The 19,126-nt window shown below is 69.5% G+C and carries 17 protein-coding genes; 7 read left to right on the forward strand and 10 right to left on the reverse strand.

Features of this window, described 5'->3' with window-relative positions; translation table 11 throughout:
* The first annotated feature begins 46 nt into the window (after positions 1 to 46).
* Positions 47 to 1,180, forward strand: a complete 1,134-nt coding sequence (locus tag ACH438_RS25295; protein WP_397009327.1) for a multicopper oxidase family protein — start codon at positions 47 to 49, stop codon at positions 1,178 to 1,180.
* A 20-nt stretch (positions 1,181 to 1,200) separates the two neighbouring features.
* On the opposite strand, the gene ACH438_RS25300 is transcribed toward ACH438_RS25295, so the two are convergent.
* Both ACH438_RS25300 and ACH438_RS25305 read right to left on the reverse strand, forming a co-directional pair.
* Positions 1,201 to 2,106: an alpha/beta fold hydrolase gene (locus ACH438_RS25300; protein ID WP_397009329.1), complete on the reverse strand. Its 906-nt coding sequence runs from the start codon at positions 2,104 to 2,106 to the stop codon at positions 1,201 to 1,203.
* Positions 2,107 to 2,372: 266 nt separating this feature from the next.
* Positions 2,373 to 5,570 carry a crotonase/enoyl-CoA hydratase family protein gene (locus tag ACH438_RS25305; protein ID WP_397009331.1) on the reverse strand — a complete coding sequence of 1,066 codons (3,198 nt, stop codon included), beginning with the start codon at positions 5,568 to 5,570 and terminating at the stop codon, positions 2,373 to 2,375.
* Between the two features lie 157 nt (positions 5,571 to 5,727).
* On the opposite strand from ACH438_RS25305, the gene ACH438_RS25310 reads away from it, so the two are divergent.
* The gene (locus ACH438_RS25310) at positions 5,728 to 6,096 is read left to right on the forward strand and encodes an ArsR/SmtB family transcription factor (protein WP_397009333.1); all 369 of its coding nucleotides are present in this window, start codon (positions 5,728 to 5,730) and stop codon (positions 6,094 to 6,096) included.
* Positions 6,093 to 6,572, forward strand: coding sequence for an SRPBCC family protein (locus tag ACH438_RS25315; RefSeq protein WP_397009335.1), 480 nt, complete (start codon positions 6,093 to 6,095; stop codon positions 6,570 to 6,572). The genes ACH438_RS25310 and ACH438_RS25315 overlap by 4 nt, the downstream gene beginning before the upstream one ends.
* 102 nt (positions 6,573 to 6,674) lie before the next feature.
* Here ACH438_RS25315 and mshC read toward each other — a convergent pair whose 3' ends face one another.
* The 5 genes from mshC to ACH438_RS25340 form a co-directional block, all read right to left on the reverse strand.
* Entirely contained in the window at positions 6,675 to 7,913 is a 1,239-nt protein-coding gene (mshC, locus tag ACH438_RS25320) for a cysteine--1-D-myo-inosityl 2-amino-2-deoxy-alpha-D-glucopyranoside ligase (RefSeq protein ID WP_397009337.1), read from the reverse strand.
* Between the two features lie 196 nt (positions 7,914 to 8,109).
* Positions 8,110 to 8,892, reverse strand: coding sequence for an SCO1664 family protein (locus tag ACH438_RS25325; RefSeq protein WP_397009339.1), 783 nt, complete (start codon positions 8,890 to 8,892; stop codon positions 8,110 to 8,112).
* 2 nt (positions 8,893 to 8,894) lie between these two features.
* On the reverse strand, positions 8,895 to 9,488 hold the full coding sequence (locus tag ACH438_RS25330; protein WP_397009341.1) for a DUF3090 domain-containing protein: 594 nt from the start codon (positions 9,486 to 9,488) through the stop codon (positions 8,895 to 8,897).
* Between the two features lie 25 nt (positions 9,489 to 9,513).
* Positions 9,514 to 10,248 (reverse strand): histidine phosphatase family protein, encoded by a 735-nt coding sequence (locus ACH438_RS25335; protein ID WP_397009343.1) that lies wholly within the window; start codon positions 10,246 to 10,248, stop codon positions 9,514 to 9,516.
* Positions 10,249 to 10,264: 16 nt separating this feature from the next.
* Positions 10,265 to 11,200, reverse strand: coding sequence for an undecaprenyl-diphosphate phosphatase (locus ACH438_RS25340; protein WP_397009346.1), 936 nt, complete (start codon positions 11,198 to 11,200; stop codon positions 10,265 to 10,267).
* Positions 11,201 to 11,552: 352 nt separating this feature from the next.
* Here ACH438_RS25340 and ACH438_RS25345 point away from each other — a divergent pair, with 352 nt between their 5' ends.
* From ACH438_RS25345 to ACH438_RS25360, 4 genes are all read left to right on the forward strand, one after another.
* On the forward strand, positions 11,553 to 12,512 hold the full coding sequence (locus tag ACH438_RS25345; protein WP_397009348.1) for an aldo/keto reductase: 960 nt from the start codon (positions 11,553 to 11,555) through the stop codon (positions 12,510 to 12,512).
* Between the two features lie 82 nt (positions 12,513 to 12,594).
* Positions 12,595 to 13,632, forward strand: coding sequence for a hemin ABC transporter substrate-binding protein (locus ACH438_RS25350; RefSeq protein WP_397009350.1), 1,038 nt, complete (start codon positions 12,595 to 12,597; stop codon positions 13,630 to 13,632).
* Positions 13,629 to 14,792, forward strand: a complete 1,164-nt coding sequence (locus ACH438_RS25355; RefSeq protein WP_397009352.1) for a FecCD family ABC transporter permease — start codon at positions 13,629 to 13,631, stop codon at positions 14,790 to 14,792. Before ACH438_RS25350 ends, ACH438_RS25355 begins: the two co-directional genes overlap by 4 nt.
* Positions 14,789 to 15,640, forward strand: coding sequence for a heme ABC transporter ATP-binding protein (locus ACH438_RS25360; RefSeq protein WP_397009354.1), 852 nt, complete (start codon positions 14,789 to 14,791; stop codon positions 15,638 to 15,640). The genes ACH438_RS25355 and ACH438_RS25360 overlap by 4 nt, the downstream gene beginning before the upstream one ends.
* A gap of 248 nt (positions 15,641 to 15,888) precedes the next feature.
* On the opposite strand, the gene ACH438_RS25365 is transcribed toward ACH438_RS25360, so the two are convergent.
* The 3 genes from ACH438_RS25365 to ACH438_RS25375 all read right to left on the reverse strand — a co-directional run bounded on the left by ACH438_RS25365 (position 15,889) and on the right by ACH438_RS25375 (position 19,064).
* Positions 15,889 to 17,991: an MMPL family transporter gene (locus ACH438_RS25365; protein WP_397009356.1), complete on the reverse strand. Its 2,103-nt coding sequence runs from the start codon at positions 17,989 to 17,991 to the stop codon at positions 15,889 to 15,891.
* Positions 17,991 to 18,521, reverse strand: a complete 531-nt coding sequence (locus tag ACH438_RS25370; RefSeq protein ID WP_397009358.1) for a hypothetical protein — start codon at positions 18,519 to 18,521, stop codon at positions 17,991 to 17,993. The genes ACH438_RS25365 and ACH438_RS25370 overlap by 1 nt, the downstream gene beginning before the upstream one ends.
* A 189-nt stretch (positions 18,522 to 18,710) precedes the next feature.
* Positions 18,711 to 19,064, reverse strand: coding sequence for a hypothetical protein (locus ACH438_RS25375; protein ID WP_397009360.1), 354 nt, complete (start codon positions 19,062 to 19,064; stop codon positions 18,711 to 18,713).
* Positions 19,065 to 19,126: the final 62 nt, after the last annotated feature.

Genomic DNA, 19,126 nt, shown 5'->3' on the forward strand with positions numbered 1-19,126 from the left:
TGACCCCCGCAATCCGGGGACCGCCGGCCATTTCCGAGGAGCCTCAGTGATCTCGAGACGACGACTGCTCGCCGCCGCCGCCACACTGCCGCTGGTCACCGCCGCGGCCGGCTGCGGGCGCACCGGTGCCGCCACCGCGACGACCCGCCCGCTGCCCGTGCCGCCGCTGGCGCCCGCGGTCGTCGGCGCCGACGGGGTGCGCCGCTTCGGCCTCACCGCGCAGGCCGGGGTCAGCGAGATCGTGCCCGGAAAGTCCACGCCCACGTGGGGATACGACGGCGCCATGCTCGGGCCGACGCTGCGCGCACACCGTGGGGAGACCGTCGCCGTGCAGGTACACAACACGCTGCCCGAACCGACCAGCGTGCACTGGCACGGCATGCACGTCCCCGCCGACTGCGACGGCGGCCCGCACCAGAGTGTCGCGCCCGGCGGCACCTGGCATCCGCAATGGCGCATCGACCAGCCCGCCGCCACCCTCTGGTACCACCCGCACCCGCACGGCAGCACCGAGAAACACGTCTACCGCGGACTGGCCGGACTGTTCCTGCTCGACGACGCCGACACCGACCGGCTCGACCTGCCCCACGACTACGGCGTCGACGACATCCCCCTGGTCATCCAGGACCGCCGCCTCAACGCCGACGGAACCCTCGACGAAACCCTCACCGGCAGTTTCGGACTGCTCGGCGACACCCTCACCGTCAACGGCATCAACGGCGCCCACTTCGACGCCACCACCGCGCGCGTGCGGCTGCGACTGCTCAACGGGTCGGCCAGCCGGCTGTTCAATCTCGGCTTCGACGACGACCGCCACTTCGCCCTCATCGCCACCGACGGCGGACTCATCGCACAACCGGTGCCGCTCAACAGGATTCAGCTCAGCCCGGGAGAGCGGGCCGAGATCGTCGTCGACCTGCACAGCGCCGACACCGCGACCCTGCGCGCCTTCCCGGTCGATATGCGCGGCGGGATCGACCAGCCGGATCGCTTCGGCTTCGACGACACCTTCGACGTGCTCGCCGTGCGCGGCCCTGCCCGGGCCACCGTGCTCCACCACGAGGACAAGGGCATGATGGGCCAGTTCCTCATCCTCGACCCCGGCCAGCAACCCGCCCTCGCCGATATGCCGCCGATGGGTGACATGCCCATGAATGGCATGGGGACGCACGGTCATTGAGTCAGCCGAGCCCGGGCGGGCTAGGCCGTGCGATCGGTCCCGTCGTGGGCGCGCAAGTGCGGGAGCAGATGCGCGGCCACCGCGTCCGGCCGCTCGGCCTGCAGGAAATGCCCGCAGTCCTCGAGCACCGCATGCGTGGCCCCCGCGCGCTGCGACAGCAACCGGCCCATCTCCACCGACAGACACCCGTCGCGGGCACCCGCCAGCGCCAGGGTCGGCAGCTCCGCGGCCGGGGCCATCAGCAGCTGCTGGAACTCCCGCGAGGGCGCCTGCGTGACGGTGAACAGCGAACGGTAGTAGCGCGTCGCCGCCCACCCCAGCTCGGTATCGGTGAAAACCGCTGCCGTAGGCGCGAATTCGAGATCGGTGAACTCCCAGCCCGGCGACCACCGCCGCCACAACCACCGCACGAACGCCGCATCATGACGCGCCAGCAACCGCGCCGACGCCCGCGCCTGCATCACCGGGATATACGACGACAACAGCAACTGCCGCGGCAGACACCGCACGATCCCCGGCGCGAACCCGCCCCCGAACGACGGAATCGCCAGCAACGACAGCGAAAGCCACTGCCGCGGCTCCTGTTTGGCCGCCACCATCGCCGCGAACGCCCCCCAATCGTGCCCGACCAGATGCGTCGGCGGCCCACCCAGCTCCGCATGCCACGCCGCCACATCCGCGGCCACCGCCATCAGGTCATACCGCGCCCGCCGATCCGCCGACCCTCGCGTATACCCGCGCAGCCACGGCGCCAGCACCTGATACCCCGCATCCACCAGCGCCGGAATCAGCCCGTCCCACCCGTGCGGCGTATCCGGAAACCCGTGCAACAACATCACCAGCGGCGCATCGGCCGGCCCGAACCCGCGCGCCGTCAACTCCAGCCCATCCCGGCGCAACGTCAACGTCGACTCGCTGAACCCCATGACCCAACCCTCTCCGGCGATCGAACAACCCGCCCCGCCACGCTAGAACATGTTCCTATTCCCGGCACCCCGTCCGCCCCGATCCACCCCCGCGACCCCACTCACCGAGACCACACCGCAGCCTGTTCCGCACACCCGCGCTGCCAGCGGTGCACCCGGGTGACACCGGACAGATGATCCCTGACGGGTGCACCGCTGGGCGGAGCTATGACGCCGGACTGCGGCCAACCGGTGACGGCGCGTGCCGGGCCGGCATTCGCCTGTGGCTACACCCCGCGCCACACCGGCGGGCGCTTCTCCACGAAGGCGCGCATGCCCTCCGCGGCGTCCTGCGAGGACAGGGCGGACGCGGCGGCCCGGCCTTGTAGATCGAATGCCTCGGCGGTCGACCAGTCCGGGGACTGGTCGATGATCTGCTTGCTCGCGTCGATGCTCAGGGGGGCGTTCACCGCGATGCGTTCGGCCAGGGCGAGTGCGGCCTCGAGGGCCTTGCCGGGGTTTGCGACCTGGTTGATGAGGCCGATTTCCGCGGCGCGGGTCGCGGTGATCGGGTCGCCGGTCAGCGCCAGTTCCATGGCCAGGGCGCGCGGTAGGCGCTGGGACAGGCGCAGGACGCCGCCGCCGACGGCGACCAGGCCGCGTTTGACCTCCGGGATGCCGAAGGTCGAATCACTGGCCGCGACGATCAGATCCGCGGCCAGGGCCAGTTCGCAGCCACCGGCCAGGGCCGGGCCTTCGACGGCGGCGATGAGGGGTTTGGCCGGTGGGCGCGAGACGATACCGAGGATGCCGCGCTTCTCGGTGATGGGGACCTCGCCGCGGGCTGCTGCCTTGAGATCCATTCCGGCGCTGAAGTAGCCGCCGGCGCCGGTGAGGATGGCGATGCGGGCGTTGGGGTCCGCTTCGTAGGCGTCGATGGCGCGTTCCAGGCCCAGGGCGGTGGCCAGGTTGATCGCATTGCGGGCCTGCGGGCGGTTGATCGTGATGATCATGACGTGGCCGCGGCGTTCGATCAGCACGGGAGCCGGTGGCGGCGCGGGCAATTCGACCCGATCGGTCGATGTCACGGTCAGGCCCTCGTCCGACACGGTCACCGGCAGGCCCAACAGGTCATCCTCGCTCAAACGGGTCAGCAGTTCGGAATCGTTGCTGCGCAACAGGACTCGCTCGCCCTGGGGGGTCAGCAGGCTCACGATGGCGGCCTCGGGGTCACCGTGGCGGTCGTAGGGCAGGGTGTAGGCCTCCACCACCGCCTCGCCGGTGTACTCGCTGCGGGCCGGGCGCGCCGGTGGATGCTCGATCACCGGAGTCAGGTGCCGGAATGCCTGTTTGGGCGGGGTCGCCGAGTACACGCCGAGGGCATGCTTGGTCAGATACCAGCCCAGTGAGGAAGCCAGGCCGAAGGATTCGGGCTCGGCACGCAACCGCTGCACCAGGCTGGCCACCGCATGCCCGCCGTAGTTGTTGCCCGGCCCGCCACCGAAGGTCAGGCCACCGGTCACCGTCAGCGGCCGCTTCGCGTCATCGGAGGGCAGACCCAGTTCGCGTGCGGCGATCTGCACCGCCACCGGGAAACAGGCATACAGATCCACATGGGTGAGCTCCTCGGCGCTGACCCCGGCATGACCGAGCACCGCCGCACCCAGCGTGCGGATGGCCGGGGAAGCCGCCAATTCGGTGCGCTCACTGACGAACCACTCATCGGTGCCCGAGGCACCGGCGTGGATGAACACCCACTTGTCCTGCGGAATACCCGCCGCCTCCGCGGCCGCCGCACTGCACATGATCAGGCCACTGGCCATATCGACGGTCAGGTTGGCGCATTCGAGCTTGGTGTAGGGCGCCGAGATCAGCCGATTGGCCTCACTGGGCGTGGCGATCTCGGCGGGGGTGAACTCCTGCGGCTGCCAGGCATACGGATTACCCGCCGCCACCGCCGAGAACCGCGACCACAACTCGGCCACCGCCTGCGCATGCTCGGCCGGCGTACGACCCAGCCGCTGCCGATTCGCCGACTCCAGCAGCGCATACATATTGATCGGCGCGAGCAACCCGGCCGTGGTCTCGGCCGCATTGTTTGCCGCCTTGTCGATCCCCACCGTGCGCGTCGGATGCACCGCCGGATCCTGCACCGGCCACGACAATTCGATCCCCGCCCGCTGCGCCGCCGCCTGCGTGGCACCGGCTTCCGCGCCGGTCACCAGCACCACGTCGTACTCACCCGCCGCGATGGCAGCCGCCGCCTCGTTCACCACCAACTGCCCGCCGTCCCCACCGAAGGGACTGGACTGCACGGTCTCCGCACTCAATGCCCCGACGCTCCCGGCCACCAGCGCCCCGAGATCGCGGTACTGCCACGACGTCGGCGCCACCGCGAACACCGCATCCGCCGCCGCCAGCAACCGCGCCCCCGCCCCGGATTCCTTCGGGTCGGCAGTACCTGTGCTCGCGCTGCCTGCCGATGCCGTGGCGGCAGTCGATGCGCCGCGAGCGGTGACCGAGCCTGTGCCGCGGCCGCTTTCGGCCGATGCGGCGGCAGCGGACCGGCTCGTGGCGGCAGCGGGGCGGTTCTCCTGGACGGGGGCGGCCGCGGCGCTGCCGGTGGTAGTGCTCGTTGTCGCACCGAAGGCATCGGCCGCGGCACGGCGCAAAGCGCGCACCGCCAGGGTCGACGGATCCACATACGCCGGATCGGGGGTGCGGTCCACCACCTGGCCCACGCCCACCAGGATCGGGGTGTTGGGTGCGAGGACGACACCGGAGGCCTTGTGCCGCACCGCCTTACGCGGTGCGCGACCGGCAGGCTCCGAGGCGGCAGCGGAGAGGGCGGCCGGGACGGCGGACAGGGAATCGCTCAGGGCCTCACCGAGACTGCGGGCCACCGTCGCGCCGAGAGGGCCTTCGATCGGCTGGCCGGCCAATCCCGCGTCCAGGTACACCGTGGAACCGGAACCGCTCGGGGCCACCGAGATCCACAAACCCAGGGACAGGCCCTGTGGTCCCGCGCCCTGCAGTTCGAGGCCGGTGGCGCTCACCGCGGCGACCGTCCAGGCCAGATCGGCCGGGATGCCCATGAACTTGGCCACCTGCACGTATTCCAGGCCGGGTTCGGCCTGGGCGGGCGGGTCGCCGCGCCAGCCGCCGTGGAAGGTGACCCACTCCGGGATGTGGTGCAGCGCAGTCAGATACGCGAGCGTGGTGGCCGGGTCGGAGTCGACGGACTGCTGGGCGTGCGCGGTGCGGGTGAACGCGGCGAGCCCGGCCGGGGGCTGATGTTCGCCCAGGTCGGCGGGTGGTTCGGGAGCAGGTGCGTGGCCGGTCAGTCCGGCTACCAGTTCGCGGGCGATCCGTGGGTCGCGGCGTATCGCGCCGAGCAGTTCGCCGCCCGCCCGCAACTGCTTGCGCAGCGCGCGGCCCTGGTCGAAAACCGTACGGAACCTGTCGGATCCGGGTACCTCGGTCACCGTCACACCTCCTCGTCGAGCGTTCGAGGCCCACCGTAGCGCGCGGTTGCCGCTCGCCGGAATGGCCGAACGGACTTCGCACCCCCGCCAACTCGGCCGATTTCAGCAACCACGGATCCCTTCCACCCCGAATTGCGTAAGTGTAGGCTTACGGTTCGTGGGGACTTACCAAAGTGCCGCGCTGGATGCCCTCGGGGATCCGACCCGGCGAGCCATCTTCGAACGTCTCGGCCGCGGACCCGCCGCCGTCGGGCAACTCGCCGGCGAACTACCCGTCTCGCGACCGGCCGTCTCCCAGCACCTGAAGGTGCTCAAAAGGGCCGGACTCGTCCGCGACGAGGCCGTGGGCACCCGCCGCGTCTACCGCCTCGACCCGGCCGGCATCGACGCACTGCGCATGTACTTCACCCACTTCTGGTCGACAGCACTGTCGGCGTTTCGCGAGGAAGTGAACCGACAGGCCCGCGAGGGCCACACCGAGGAACCCGCACCCGATCCCGCCGGAAAGGCAGAGCAGCAGTCATGACCCAGCAACTCGACAACACCGTGCGCGTCGAACTCAGCGTCGACGCGGACGCCGCCACCGCCTACCGCGTCTTCACCACCGGCATGGACAGCTGGTGGCCGCGCGATCACCACATCGGCGCCGGCCCGCTCGCCGAGGCCGTCGTCGAACCCCGTGTCGGGGGCCGGTTGCTCGGCCGCGAAGCCGACGGCGCCGAATGCGCCTGGGGCACTGTCCTGGTCTGGTCGCCGCCGGCCCACTTCGCCTTCACCTGGGACATCACCCTGGCGTGGAAACCCGAAACCGACACCACCCGCTCGAGCCGCGTCGATGTCACCTTCACCCCGATCGACGCCACCCACACCACCGTCACCCTGGTGCATTCCGGCCTCGAAAACCACGGCCCCGGCTGGCAATCCATGCTCGACGCGGTCGGTTCCCCCGACGGCTGGCCCGCCCTCGCCGACACCTATGCCGAGGCCGCCGCCGCAGCCTGACCCGAATCCCTCCGCGCCCCACCGCCTAGGGCGCAACGCCGACGGCGCGGACCCGTGAGGATCCGCGCCGTCAGCGTCGAATGTGGAGTTGTCCGAGTGGAGTCAGAGCCGGATGCCCAGCAACGCGTCCACCGCGTCCTTGACCAAACCGGGGGCACCGCTGTCCGGCCCGCCGTAGGCGAGAGCCTGCTCGGCCCAGCTGTCCACAGCGGCAATGGCTTTCGGAGTGTCCAGATCGTCGGCCAGATGCTGGCGCAGGCGAGCGATCGTGTCCTCGGCCCCCGGCGCGGAGGCCAGCGCCACCGCCGCACGCCAGCGCTCGAGCCGCGAGAGCGCCTCGGCCAGTACCTGATCCGACCATTCACGATCGGCGCGGTAGTGCCCGGCGAACAAACCGAGCCGGATCGCGGCCGGATCGGTCCCGGTACGGCGCAGCGTGGAGACGAACACCAGATTGCCGCGCGACTTGGACATCTTCTCCCCGTCCAGCCCGATCAGCCCGGCATGCACGTAATGACGCGCGAACCGGCGCCCCTTCACCAACGCTTCGGCGTGTGCGGCGGAGTACTCGTGATGCGGGTAGATCAGGTCGCTGCCCCCGCCCTGCACATCGAATTCGGTGCCGATGCGGTTCAAAGCGATTGCGGCACACTCCACATGCCAGCCCGGCCGGCCCGCACCGAAGGGCGCCGGCCACGACGGCTCACCCGGGCGCTCCGCACGCCACAGCAGCGCATCGATCGGATCGCGCTTGCCGGGACGATCCGGATCACCGCCGCGCTCGGCGAACAGCGTGTCCATGGTGGCCCGGTCATAGCCGGACTCGTAGCCGAACTGCTCGGTGGCGTCGTGGCGGAAGTAGATGTCGGGGTACTGCGGATCGTCGACCACATAGGCCGCGCCGGAAGCCAGCAGCTTGTCGACCAGATCCACCACTTCCTGCACCGATTCGATGGCGCCGATGTAGTCGCGCGGCGGGATCACCCGCAGCGCCGCCATGTCCTCACGGAACAGTTCGATCTCGCGGGTGCCCAGATCACGCCAGTCGATGCCGTCGCGTTCGGCCCGCGCGAACAGCGGGTCGTCGACATCGGTGGTGTTCTGCACGTAGTGCACCTCGTGCCCGCCGTCGCGCCAGAGCCGGTTCACCAGATCGAAGGTCAGGTAGGTGGCGGCATGCCCGAGATGGGTCGCGTCGTAGGGAGTGATGCCGCAGACGTACATGGTGGCGGTCTTACCCGGGGTCACCGGGCGCACCTGCTTGTCGGCGGTGTCGAACAAGCGCAACGCTGGTCCGGATCCGGGGACGGTCGGGACAGCGGTATCGGACCAGGACTGCATGGTTATGAGGGTAAACGGATGAGCGATGAGCGAATTGCCCGCCCCGGTGCGCGTGTGCGATGCGACACTCTCCACCCCGGTGCCGACCTGCACTTTAGTGCTTCAGCGGGAATGGTCAATGGTTGAAATCATGATGCTGGCAACGACTTCGGTGCGAGCGCCGCACGCGATGAACAAAGCCGGGCCGGACACCGGTTCAGAACGCCGGCCAGGGGATCGGCCGCTGCGAGTTGGGCAGCGGCAGCACCGGATTCTCCAGCAGTGCCCGCCCGCGCGCTTCGAGAGCGTCGATCTCCGCGTCGGTGAGATGTTCGGCCAGCCGCTCACCGAGTTCACCGGGTAGCGCCTTCACCAAAGCCGTGATGTCGGTGAGCAATTCATCCGCGACACCCTCACCGGCCCACCCCCACAACACCGTGCGCAGTTTCGGTTCGGTGTGCAGGCAGATCCCGTGATCCACCCCGTACACGTGTCCGTCCTGCCCGGCCAGGGCGTGCCCGCCCTTGCGGTCGGCATTGTTGATCAGCACATCCAGCACCGCAATGCGATGCAGCTGCGGATCCTCGGAGTGGATGAGCGAGACCGGATGTCCCGCCGGATCCAGCGCGCGCAGCACCTCCCGGAATCCGTCGGGCACCTGCCCGGCCGGGCACAGATCCACCAGATCCGGGCCCTCGCCGTCCTCCACGACCTCGATCCAGCGCTGCACCATGCCCGGACCCAGCGGGCCCTCGCGCAGGATGGTCTCCGGAATCACGCCCCAGCCCAACGCATCCGACACCAGATACGAGGCCACCTCACGCCCAGCGAGCGTGCCGTCGGGGAAATCCCACAGCGGCCGCTCCCCGCGGACCGGCTTGTACACCACCCGCAGCTCGGTGCCGTCCTCGCGCGGGGCCTCGCACACCAGCGTCACATTCGATGCGGTGGTGACCTGCCCGATCACCGTCAGCTCGGCGGTGCGCAGCAAGTCGTTCACAACTATTCCTCGTCGTCTTCGATACTCGTGGCGCCGAAGATGTCGCCGCGCCTGTAGCCGTTGGTGCGAACACACATGTGGCCCTTGGCCGACAGCGGTTCCCCGCACAACGGACAGGGGGGCCGGCCCGCGGCGATCACCCGCGCCGAGCGTAAGGCGAACTCGCGCGCCTGCACCGGGGTCAGGAACACCCGTACCGCGTCGGGGCCCTCCTCGGTGTCGTCGAGTACCACCGATTCGTCCACCTCGGTCTCGGTGATGGCCAGTAATTCCACCACCACCGCATTCGCGTCGGCATCCCAGCCCAAACCCATGGTGCCGACCCGGAATTCGGCATCGATCGGCGTCATCAGCGGGGCGGTGTCGGCCACGTCCGACGGTTGCGGCGGCACCGGTGTGCCGAAACGCCGCGAGACCTCGTCCAGCAGCAGACCCATCCGATCGGCCAGCACCTTGACCTGCTGCTTCTCCAGCAGCACGCTGATCACCCGCGGCTCCTGCACGGCCTGCAGGTAGAAGGAGCGGTCGCCCGGCTCGCCGACGGTGCCGGCGATGAAACGATCGGGGGTGCGGAAAATATGGATTGCTCGGCCCATGGCACCTCCTGAAAGTTCGTTCACACTAAGAATCGGGGTGTTCCGTTACCCCATTATCCGTACTTCCGGTCATACCCGTTTCGCCGCCGGGGACCGGCCCGGATCTGGATTCGCCGCCGGTGCGCGGCGAAATCGCCGCCAAACCCGACAGATCGGCGCCCGTGTCGTTCACCCGCCACACGTAGGGGGCCGTCGCGGTGTAGCGGACCACGCTGATCGAGGCCGGCTCCACCACGATGCGCTGGAAGCCGTCGAGGTGGATGCCGAACGCGTCGGCCAGAACAGACTTGATGACATCCCCGTGCGTGCACGCCACCCACAACACATCCCCGCCGTGTTTCATGGCGAACTCGCGGTCGTGTTCGCGGATAGCTGAAACCGCGCGAAACTGTACCTGCGCCAAGCCTTCTCCGGAAGGGAACACCGCACCCGAGGCGTGGCGTTGCACCACCTTCCACAACGGCTCGGTCACCAGGTCCGCCAAAGCCTTGCCCGTCCAGTCGCCGTAATCGACCTCGAGCAGGCGTTCGTCGGGTTCGGCCTCCAGGTTCAAGGCGTCCGCGAGCGGGGCGACGGTGCGCTGGCAGCGCAGCAGCGGCGAGCACACGATGCGTTCGATGGGCAGCGACCCGAGCCGTCGCGCAATGGCCTGCGCCTGTTCGCGACCGCGGTCGGTCAGATCGACGCCCGCGCTGCGGCCGGCCAGGGTGTGGGCAGTGTTCGACGTCGAGACGCCGTGCCGCAACAGGATCACCGTCACCGGAACAGCCTACTGGCTAGGTCGCGGACACGACGCCGGTCGCCAGCAGTGCCATCACAGTCAGCCCGAGCGCGATGCGATAGCCCACGAACCAGTCCAGCGAATGGCGGGTCACGAACTTCAGCAGCCACGCCACCGACGCATACCCCACCGCGAAGGACACCAGGGTCGCCACCGCGATCTGCGCACCCGACGCATTGAGGCCCTCACCAGCGGGTTCGAACGCATCCGGAAGCGAGAACAGCCCCGAGGCCACCACCGCCGGAATCGCGAGCAGGAACGAAAACCGCACGGCCGCCGCACGAGTCAGCCCGCAGAACAGCCCCGCCGAACTCGTCGCCCCCGAACGCGACACGCCCGGGATGAGCGCCAGGCACTGCGCCAGGCCCATCAGCAACCCGTCGCGGGTCGTCAACTGCTCGATCGGGCGCCGCTTGGTCCCGAAGTACTCCGCGGCCGCGATCACCAACGCGAACACGATCAACATCGCCGAGACCAGCCACAGATTCCGTGCGCCCGTACGGATCTGGTCCTTCAACAAGAATCCGAGCACCCCGATCGGGACGGTGGCGATGATCACATACCAGCCGACGCGATAGTCCAACTCGCGCTGCGTGTCCGGGTTCGGGCCGTACTCGAGGCCACCCTCGCCGGTGTAGACCGGCAGCTGCGTGGTCGCCATCTCGTGCACCGGGACCGGTTGCCGCCGCGGCGCGCTCACCTGCCGCCACACCGTCGTGCACCAGGCCACGATGATGCGCCGGATGTCCTTGGCGAAATACACCAGCACCGCCGCCTCGGTGCCCAGCTGGGTCACCGCGGTGAACGACGCGCCCGCATCGTCGCCGAAGAACACCGCCGACACGATGCGCATGTGCGCCGACGACGAAATCGGCAGAAACTCCGTCAAGCCCTGCACCAGACCCAGAATCAGGGCCTGCCCCCACGTCATCGCCTCGCCCACACGCCCTCCGGTCTCGAATCGTCCACTGCCCGAGCGTGATCCGCGCGGGCCCGCGAGCGCCGGCGCACCCGCTCACCGCGCGCTCCGCCGCAACACGGCAGCGACCCTACCCGGCCGATGTCCGAATTCGGACATGCACGGGCGGGATTCGTGACCCCGATACGCCTCCGCGCAGGCAGCACCCCACAGCCCGGCGCGCCGCGTGAGCGGCCCGCCGGTCCCCGTGCGCGCCAGCACGGTTCGCCGCGTGCGGCGCCCGCGTGTGTCGGTGGTGGCGTAGCCGAGCAGATGCGACCCGTGCGCTTAGGCTGACGCGTGTGACGAAAGTGCAAGCGCGGTGATGGAACAGCGAACAGTGGGACGCAGCGGGCTGCGCGTCTCGAGACTCGGCCTGGCCACTCACACCTGGGGCAGGGAGACCGACGCCGACGACGCGGCCGCTCAGCTGATGGCCTTCGCCGAGGCCGGTGGAACCCTCGTCGACACCTCCCCCGCCTACGGAGACGGTGCCGCGCAACGCATCCTCGGCGACCTGATCCGCGAACTCGGCCGCGAGGACCTCGTGCTCAGCGGCAGCGCCGGGCACACCCCGGTCCGCGTCGACGCCGCCACCCCGCATCCGGTGCCCACCCGCTGGATCGTCGACGCCTCGCGGCGCACCATGATGCGCCAGCTCGATCAGACCCTGGCCCTGCTCGGCACCGATCACCTCGACCTGTGGACCGTGTCCGCCTGGGACCCGCACACGCCCCTCGAGGAGATCACCGACACGCTGCAGTGGGCGGTGCGCACCGGGCGTGTCCGCTATGCCGGTGCCCGCGGCTACGACGGCTGGCAGCTGGCCACCCTCGCCGCCGCCGCACCCCTGACCGCCGCGCAGACCCAGTACTCGCTGCTGGCGCGCGGCGTGGAACACGAATTCGTGCCCGCCGCACAGCATCACGGCATCGGCATCATCGCCACCGCACCTCTGGCGGGGGGCATCCTCACCGGCAAATACCGCGACGGTGTCCCCGCCGACTCGCGCGGCGCCGACGAGGCCACCGCCGCCGAGATCACCGCCCGCCTCGACGATCGCGCGGTGCGTGTCGTCGATGCCGTGGTCACCGCCGCCGACGGCCTGGGTACCTCACCGCTCGCGGTGGCCCTGGCGTGGATCCGTGATCAGCCCGGCGTGGCCAGCATGCTGGTCGGTGCGCGCGATATCGGTCAGCTCACCGGCATCCTCGCCGCCGAAACCCTGGAACTGCCCCGCGCCATCGCCGCCGCCCTCGGCGACGTCAGTGCCCGCACCGAATGAGGGCCGCATCCGGCCGGAAGGCATGATCGGGGTGTCCGCACCGCTTCCTCCGGTCGACAGGCCGGAGGCTAGCCTTACCTGCATGAGGTGTTCCGTGAGTGCCCGATCGGCCGTGCTGTTACGCGCCCTGCTCATCCTGCTGGGAGTCGCGCTGGTCGCCGGCACCACCGCCTGCGGCACCACCACCTCGAGCGCGCCCGGTCAGCAGGGGCCCGCGACCGCGTCCATCGGCGACCCCAATCCGGTGCCCATCGGACCGGACCCGACCCCGGTGCTGCCGGTCACCGTGAAGAACTACGACGGCAGCGAGGTCACCGTCACCGACGCGAGCCGCATCATCGCCGCCGACCGCGACGGGACGCTCGTGCAGACCGTCATCGCGCTCGGCATGGGCCCGAAACTGGTGGGCCGCTCCACGAATGCGCCCTCGACGGTCAGCAGCCTGCCCGTCGTGAGCTCCGGATCCGGCCAGCTCAGCGTGGAAGCCATTGCGGCGCTGCGGCCCTCGGTGTTCCTCACCGATACCACCAGCGCCACCCCGGTCATGCGCGACCAGCTCAAGGCGCTGGGCATCACCGTGGTCTACATGGACCCCAATCGCACGATGGACGGTGTCGGCCCGCAGATCCAGGCCGTCGCGGCCGCGCTCGGCGTGCCCGAGGCCGGGCAGAAACTGGCGAAGCGCACCAGCGACGAGATCTCCGCCGCCACCGCCTCGGTGCCCAAGCAGGACAAGCCGCTGCGCATCGCGTTCCTCTACCTGCGCTCCACCGCCATCACCATGATCGCCGGTAAGGGCTCGGGCGCCGACGCGCTGATCGCGGCCATCGGCGGCGTCGACGCCGGCACCGCCTCGGGCATCAACGAACCGTTCGTCCCCATCACCAGCGAAGCCCTCATCGCCGCCGCCCCCGACGTCATCCTCGTCATGACCGACGGGCTGGCCTCGGTCGGCGGCGTGGACGGGCTGACCAAGATCCCCGGCATCGCCCAGACCCCGGCCGGTAAGAACAAGCGCGTCGTCGACATGGCCGACAATGTCGTGCTCAGCTTCGGCCCCAACACCGGCCGCGTCGTCGGCGCCCTCGCCAAGGCCGTCTACGGCGACCACACCGCATGAGCCCCACCCACCCCGGCTCGGACCAGCAGCACCCCGCACCGCCAGACCAGGACCCGGACCTACCCTCGAATCCGATTGCCGCCACCCCCGATTCAGCGGCCTCGGGTTTGATCGGCGGCGGGCGGCGGTGGTCGCGGACCGCGGTGTTCTTCGCCGCCGCCATTGCCGGACTGATTGTGCTGGCGTTGATCTCGGCGGCGGTCGGGCAGGTGCCGACCACGCCGGGTGAGGTCGCGGGGGCGTTCTTCCATCGGATCGGGTTGGACTGGGGGCCGATGCCGCACCATCCGGCCGGGTATGTGACGTTGTGGGAGGTGCGCTTCCCGCGGGTGGTGCTCGCGATCCTGGTGGGTGCGGCGCTGGCGACAGCGGGTGCATTGTTGCAGGGCGTGTTCGCCAATCCGCTTGCCGAGCCCGGGGTTATCGGTGTCTCGGCGGGTGCGGCGGTCGGCGCGGGCGCCGTCATCGTGGTCGGGGGCGCGTTCGTGGCGGCCTGGTCGGTCGCGGCGGGCGCGTTCGTGGCCGGGCTCGGGACGACGCTGCTGGTGTATCTGCTGGCGCGCTCGGGTGGGCGCACCGAGGTGGTGACGCTGGTGCTGACCGGTGTGGCCATCAATGCGTTCGCGGGCGGGCTCATGTCGTTCCTGCTGTTCACCGCGTCACCGGCGGCACGGGATCAGATCGTGTTCTGGCAGTTGGGCAGTCTCAACGGCGCCACCTGGCAGTCGGTGTATGTGGTTGCGCCACTGACCTTCCTCGGGGTGGTGGCGGCGATCTTCATGGCGCCCAAGCTGGATCTGCTGGCATTGGGAGAATCCGCGGCCCGGCATCTGGGTGTGGACGTGGAACGGTTGCGGCGCAATGTGATCGTCGTGGTCGCGGTGCTGGCCACCGCGGGCGTGGCGTTCACCGGGATCGTGTTGTTCGTCGGGCTGATCGTGCCGCATCTGGTGCGCATGATGGTCGGGCCCGCGCATCGCGTGCTCATCCCGCTCAGCGCGATCGTGGGCGCGGTGGTGCTGCTGGCCGCCGATATCGGCGCACGCGCCCTGGTCCACAATGCAGATCTGCCACTGGGCATGCTGACCTCGCTGGTCGGCGGGCCGTTCTTCTTCTGGCTGCTGCGGCGCACCCGCGCCCGCTCGGGAGGCTGGGCATGAGCACCATGCTGCGCGGACTGACCACCTTCACCCGCCGCCACGAACTGCCTGCCACTCCGGAACCGGGAGCGGTGACGCTGCGGGCGCGCGGAGTCGGGCTCGAACGCGGTGCCGGGCGGCGCGTACTCGACGGCGTCGACTTCGATGTGGTCGCCGGGTGCATCGTCGCCCTCGTCGGCCCCAACGGCGCGGGCAAATCCACCCTGCTGGCCGCCCTGGCCGGGGAACTCGAACCCAGTGACGGCACAGTCGAACTCGACGGGCGGCCCCTCACCGAGTGGGCGCCGGTCGATCAGGCACGGCGCCGCGCCGTGCTGCCGCAGAACCACACCGTCGGATTCCCGTTCACCGCACGCGAAGTCGTGGCCATGGGCCGCGCCCCGTGGGCCCGCACCGACCGCCAGGACGACGACGAGATCCGCATTGCCGCGGCCCTGGCCGCCACCGATGTCGAGCACCTTGCCGGACGCCACTTCCCGGCCCTGTCCGGCGGTGAACGCGCCCGCGTCGCCCTGGCCCGTGTGCTGGCCCAGGACACCGCGACCCTGCTGCTGGACGAACCGACCGCCGCCTTGGACCTCGGACACCAGGAACAGGTACTGCAGCTCGCGCGCGCTCGTGCTGCCGCGGGCGCGGCCGTCGTGGTCGTGCTGCACGACCTCGGTGTCGCCGCCGCCTACGCCGATCGCGTCGCGGTCCTGGAGTCCGGTCGGATCGCCGCCGACGGCCCGCCGCGCGAGGTGCTCACCACCGAGCTGCTGACCCGCGTCTACAAACATCCGGTCGACGTGTTCGATCACCCGGTCACCGGTGCGCAGCTGGTGCTGCCGGTGCGCGGCGGTGAGTGAGCACCCCCGCAATTAGCTGGACGGTCGCCCATGACAGTGGGTAGGGTGGCCGTCGTTCGTGTTCACACAGTTCGAGGAAGGGAGGTGGGGTTGATGACCGCGCGTACCGCTGTCGCCGCGTACCGGATGTCCCCGGCCTCCCCGGCGACGGCCTGACGGTCCGTCCCCCTGACCGACACAAGATCACCAGCACATGACCGAGGCGGAATCGGGCGAATCCCCTCGGTCATGTGCTTCTCGTGAACAGCTCAGCGCCAGACCAGTTTCAGGACCGCCGGGGTGAGCAGCATGCGGATCACGGTGGCGTCCAAGACGAGTGCCGCGATCATGCCGTAGGCGATGTACTTCATCAGCACCAGATCCGAGAAGCCGAACGCCCCGGTCACCACGATGAGAATCGCTGCCGCCGAAGTGATCACACCACCGGTGTGCGCGATCCCGTACCGGATCGCCTCCGCCGGCGCCGCCCCCGCGGCCCGCGCCTCGGCCATGCGCGACTGCAGGAACACCTCGTAATCGGTGGACAGCCCGAACAACACGGTCACGATCAGCACCAGCACCGCGAACATGAGCGGTCCCGCCGTGAAATCGAACAGCCCCGACCCGTGCCCCTCCACGAACACCCAGGTCAAGATGCCGAGCGTCGAGCCCAGGCTCAGCGCGCTCATGACCACCGCCTTGAGCGCAAGCACCAGCGACCGGAACGCCGCGTACATCAACGCAATCGCCGCCACGACCAGGATCAACGCCAGCAGCGGCAGCCCGTGGATCAGGCTCTGGATACTGTCGCGTTCCAGCGCGGGCACCCCGCCCACCATCACCTTCACTCCCGGCGGGGCAGGAATACCGCGCAATTCCGCGATCACCGAGTCGGCGTCCTGCTTGTCCTTCAACCCGCTCGCCAGCACGGTCACCGCATCCTTGGTCGGCGCCGCCGGATCGAACGGCCCGGTCATCTGCGCCGCGGTCCGCTGATCGGCCTCGTAGCGGATATCGGAGAGCTGCTGCTGATTTCCGCCCACCACCACCAGTTTCAGTGGATCGGTGCGGAACTGCGGGAACATCCGATCGAAATCCTCCTGAGCGACACGCGCTGGATTGGACGCGGACAGATACCGCTCGCTGAGCCCGCCGAACTCGATACTGCGCATCGGCAGGATCAGCACCAGCAACCCCAGCACGATCGGCACGATCACCGCCCACGGCCTGCGCATGGCGAATTGCGCCAGCCGCGAGAAGAATCCGGCATCGATCTGCTCGGCGGTGCGGATGCTCGCCAGCCGATGCCAGCCCCACAGATCGATGCGCCGCCCCACGATCGACAACGCCGCCGGCAGCGCCGTCACCGACAGCACCGACGCCAGCACCACCGAGGAGATACCGCCCAGAGGCACCGAGCGCAGCACCCCGTTGGGGAAGATGAACAACGCACCCAGGCTCACCGCGATGATGGCCGCCGAGAACAACACCGTGCGCCCCGCCGTGGCGACCGTGCGCGCGCTGGCCTCCTCCACACTGCGCCCGGCCGCCAGCTCCTCACGAAAACGCGTGACCGCGAACAACCCGTAGTCGATGGCCAGGCCCAGGCTCACCAGAGTGACCACCGCGGAAGCGAACACATTCACGTGGATGTAGTTCGTGAGCAATCGCATGATGCCCTGACTGCCCAGGATCGTCATCCCGCCGATGAGCACCGGCAGCAGCGCCGCGATCACCCCGCCGAACACGAAGTACAGCAGGATCGCCACCAGCGGCAGCGCGATCAGTTCCGCGCGGTGGATGTCGTTCTGCATGCCGGTGTTGATGCCCTCGACCACCGGCTGCATGCCCGCCAGCTGCACGGTGGTGCCGCCCGGTCCGGAACCCGGTGTGCCGGACCGGAATTCGCTCTTGATGGCCAGGTAGTTGTCGACGGTGGCGGTGCCGCCGTCGCCGCGCAGTCCGATGGCGGCGAAGGCGTGGGTGCGCGAGTCGTCGGCGAACTGACTCATCATGGCGCCGTCCCAATACGAGTCGATCTTGAGGATCCGGTCGGGATGCTCGGTGAGCAGCCGATTCAGTTCCCCCGCAACGGCATTGCGGATCGGTTCCTCGTCCAGGGTGTGCCCCGGCGGGGCGGTGTAGAGGGCGATGAGGTCACCGTCGGTATCGCGCCCGAAAGTGGAATCAGCGAGTTTCGAGGCGGCCACCGATTCACTCGAATCGTCGAACCAGCCCTCCTGCGTGAGGTGTTTACCCAGGTCACGGCCGTAGAGCCCGGACCCCAGCACCGCGAGCACGAAGACCGCGAACACCACGAACCGGTAGCGGTGGATCAGACGCCCCCACCGTAGGGATCCGGCCTCGACCATTACCCGCAGGCCGTGGTCTTGTAATCGGCCGAGCGCAGGATGCCGCAGAGGTCGTTCTTGGAGATCTTCCACCGGTTGTCGAGGTAGATGAAATGCACCACCGTCGTGCGCACGTCGGTGCCGGTACCGTCCTTGTCCAGGCTCAGCGTGGCGGTGAGGGTGCCGTCGTGATTGTCGAAAACGGGGTCCTTCACGCCGTACACCGCCCGCGGATGGTCCTGCAGCGCCTTGTACATGTCCGGAATGGCGTCCTTGAACGCGGCGCCGTCCTGGATGAGGTCGGTGCGGTCACTGTCGGGCAGATTGGGATCGAGCGCGGCCTTGATCTGCGCGTCGAGCTGCTGCGCGGTCGGGATCGGCCGGCTCGCGGCGCTGGTGGCGGCCACCGCCGAGGACGAGCTCAACGCCGCGTACGCCGAGGAGCGGGCCGCGGCCACCGAGGCCTCGCTGTCGTCGCTGCTGCACGCGGTCACGGCGGCGCCGATCACGGCGAGAGTCAGGGCGGCGGCGGCCGTTCGTCGAAGTCGCATCGATTCCTCGGGTGCTCGAACTGCGGTTGTGTGCCGTTAGTTTGTCACGCGCACGCCGCCACGGTGATTCGCACCTCATCGGCCCCCGTGTTGTGGCCCGGCGCGCAGGTCACGGCGGTCGATGCGAATGTCGCGGCGTCGACCGCCGTGTCACCGGGCAGGGCAGACCGTGTCGACCGGCCGAGCGGTTCAGATGCCGTCGAGGACGGCGGCCAGCCGACCGAGCAGGGCGCGCACGGTGGTGGCCTCGTGCGGCTGGGCGGCGGGCACCGGGATGGCCTGCGGGACGAGGTCGCGGACCAGGGCCACGATGCTGCGTTCGTCGTCGAGGTCGATATCGGTGACGCGGGCGACGGCGACGGCCTGCACGTCTTCGGGCGCGGGGACCGCGGTGTCGAGGTCGGCGCGATAGATCTCCAGCGTGAGCGTGGCCCGATTGGTGCGGAATGCGAAGGATCGCCCGTCCGCGGTGACCCCGAAACCGTGCGCGTACCGGCCCACGGTCACGTCTTCGACGGCGAAGCCCGAGGTGTGGTCGCTCATCACCAGAAACTCCCTGACACTTCCCACTTTTACGTTCCACGGTAACCGCAGCCACCGACAAG

Origin of the sequence: Nocardia sp. NPDC020380, assembly GCF_044386975.1 — a bacterium.
Taxonomy (GTDB): Bacteria; Actinomycetota; Actinomycetes; order Mycobacteriales; family Mycobacteriaceae; genus Nocardia.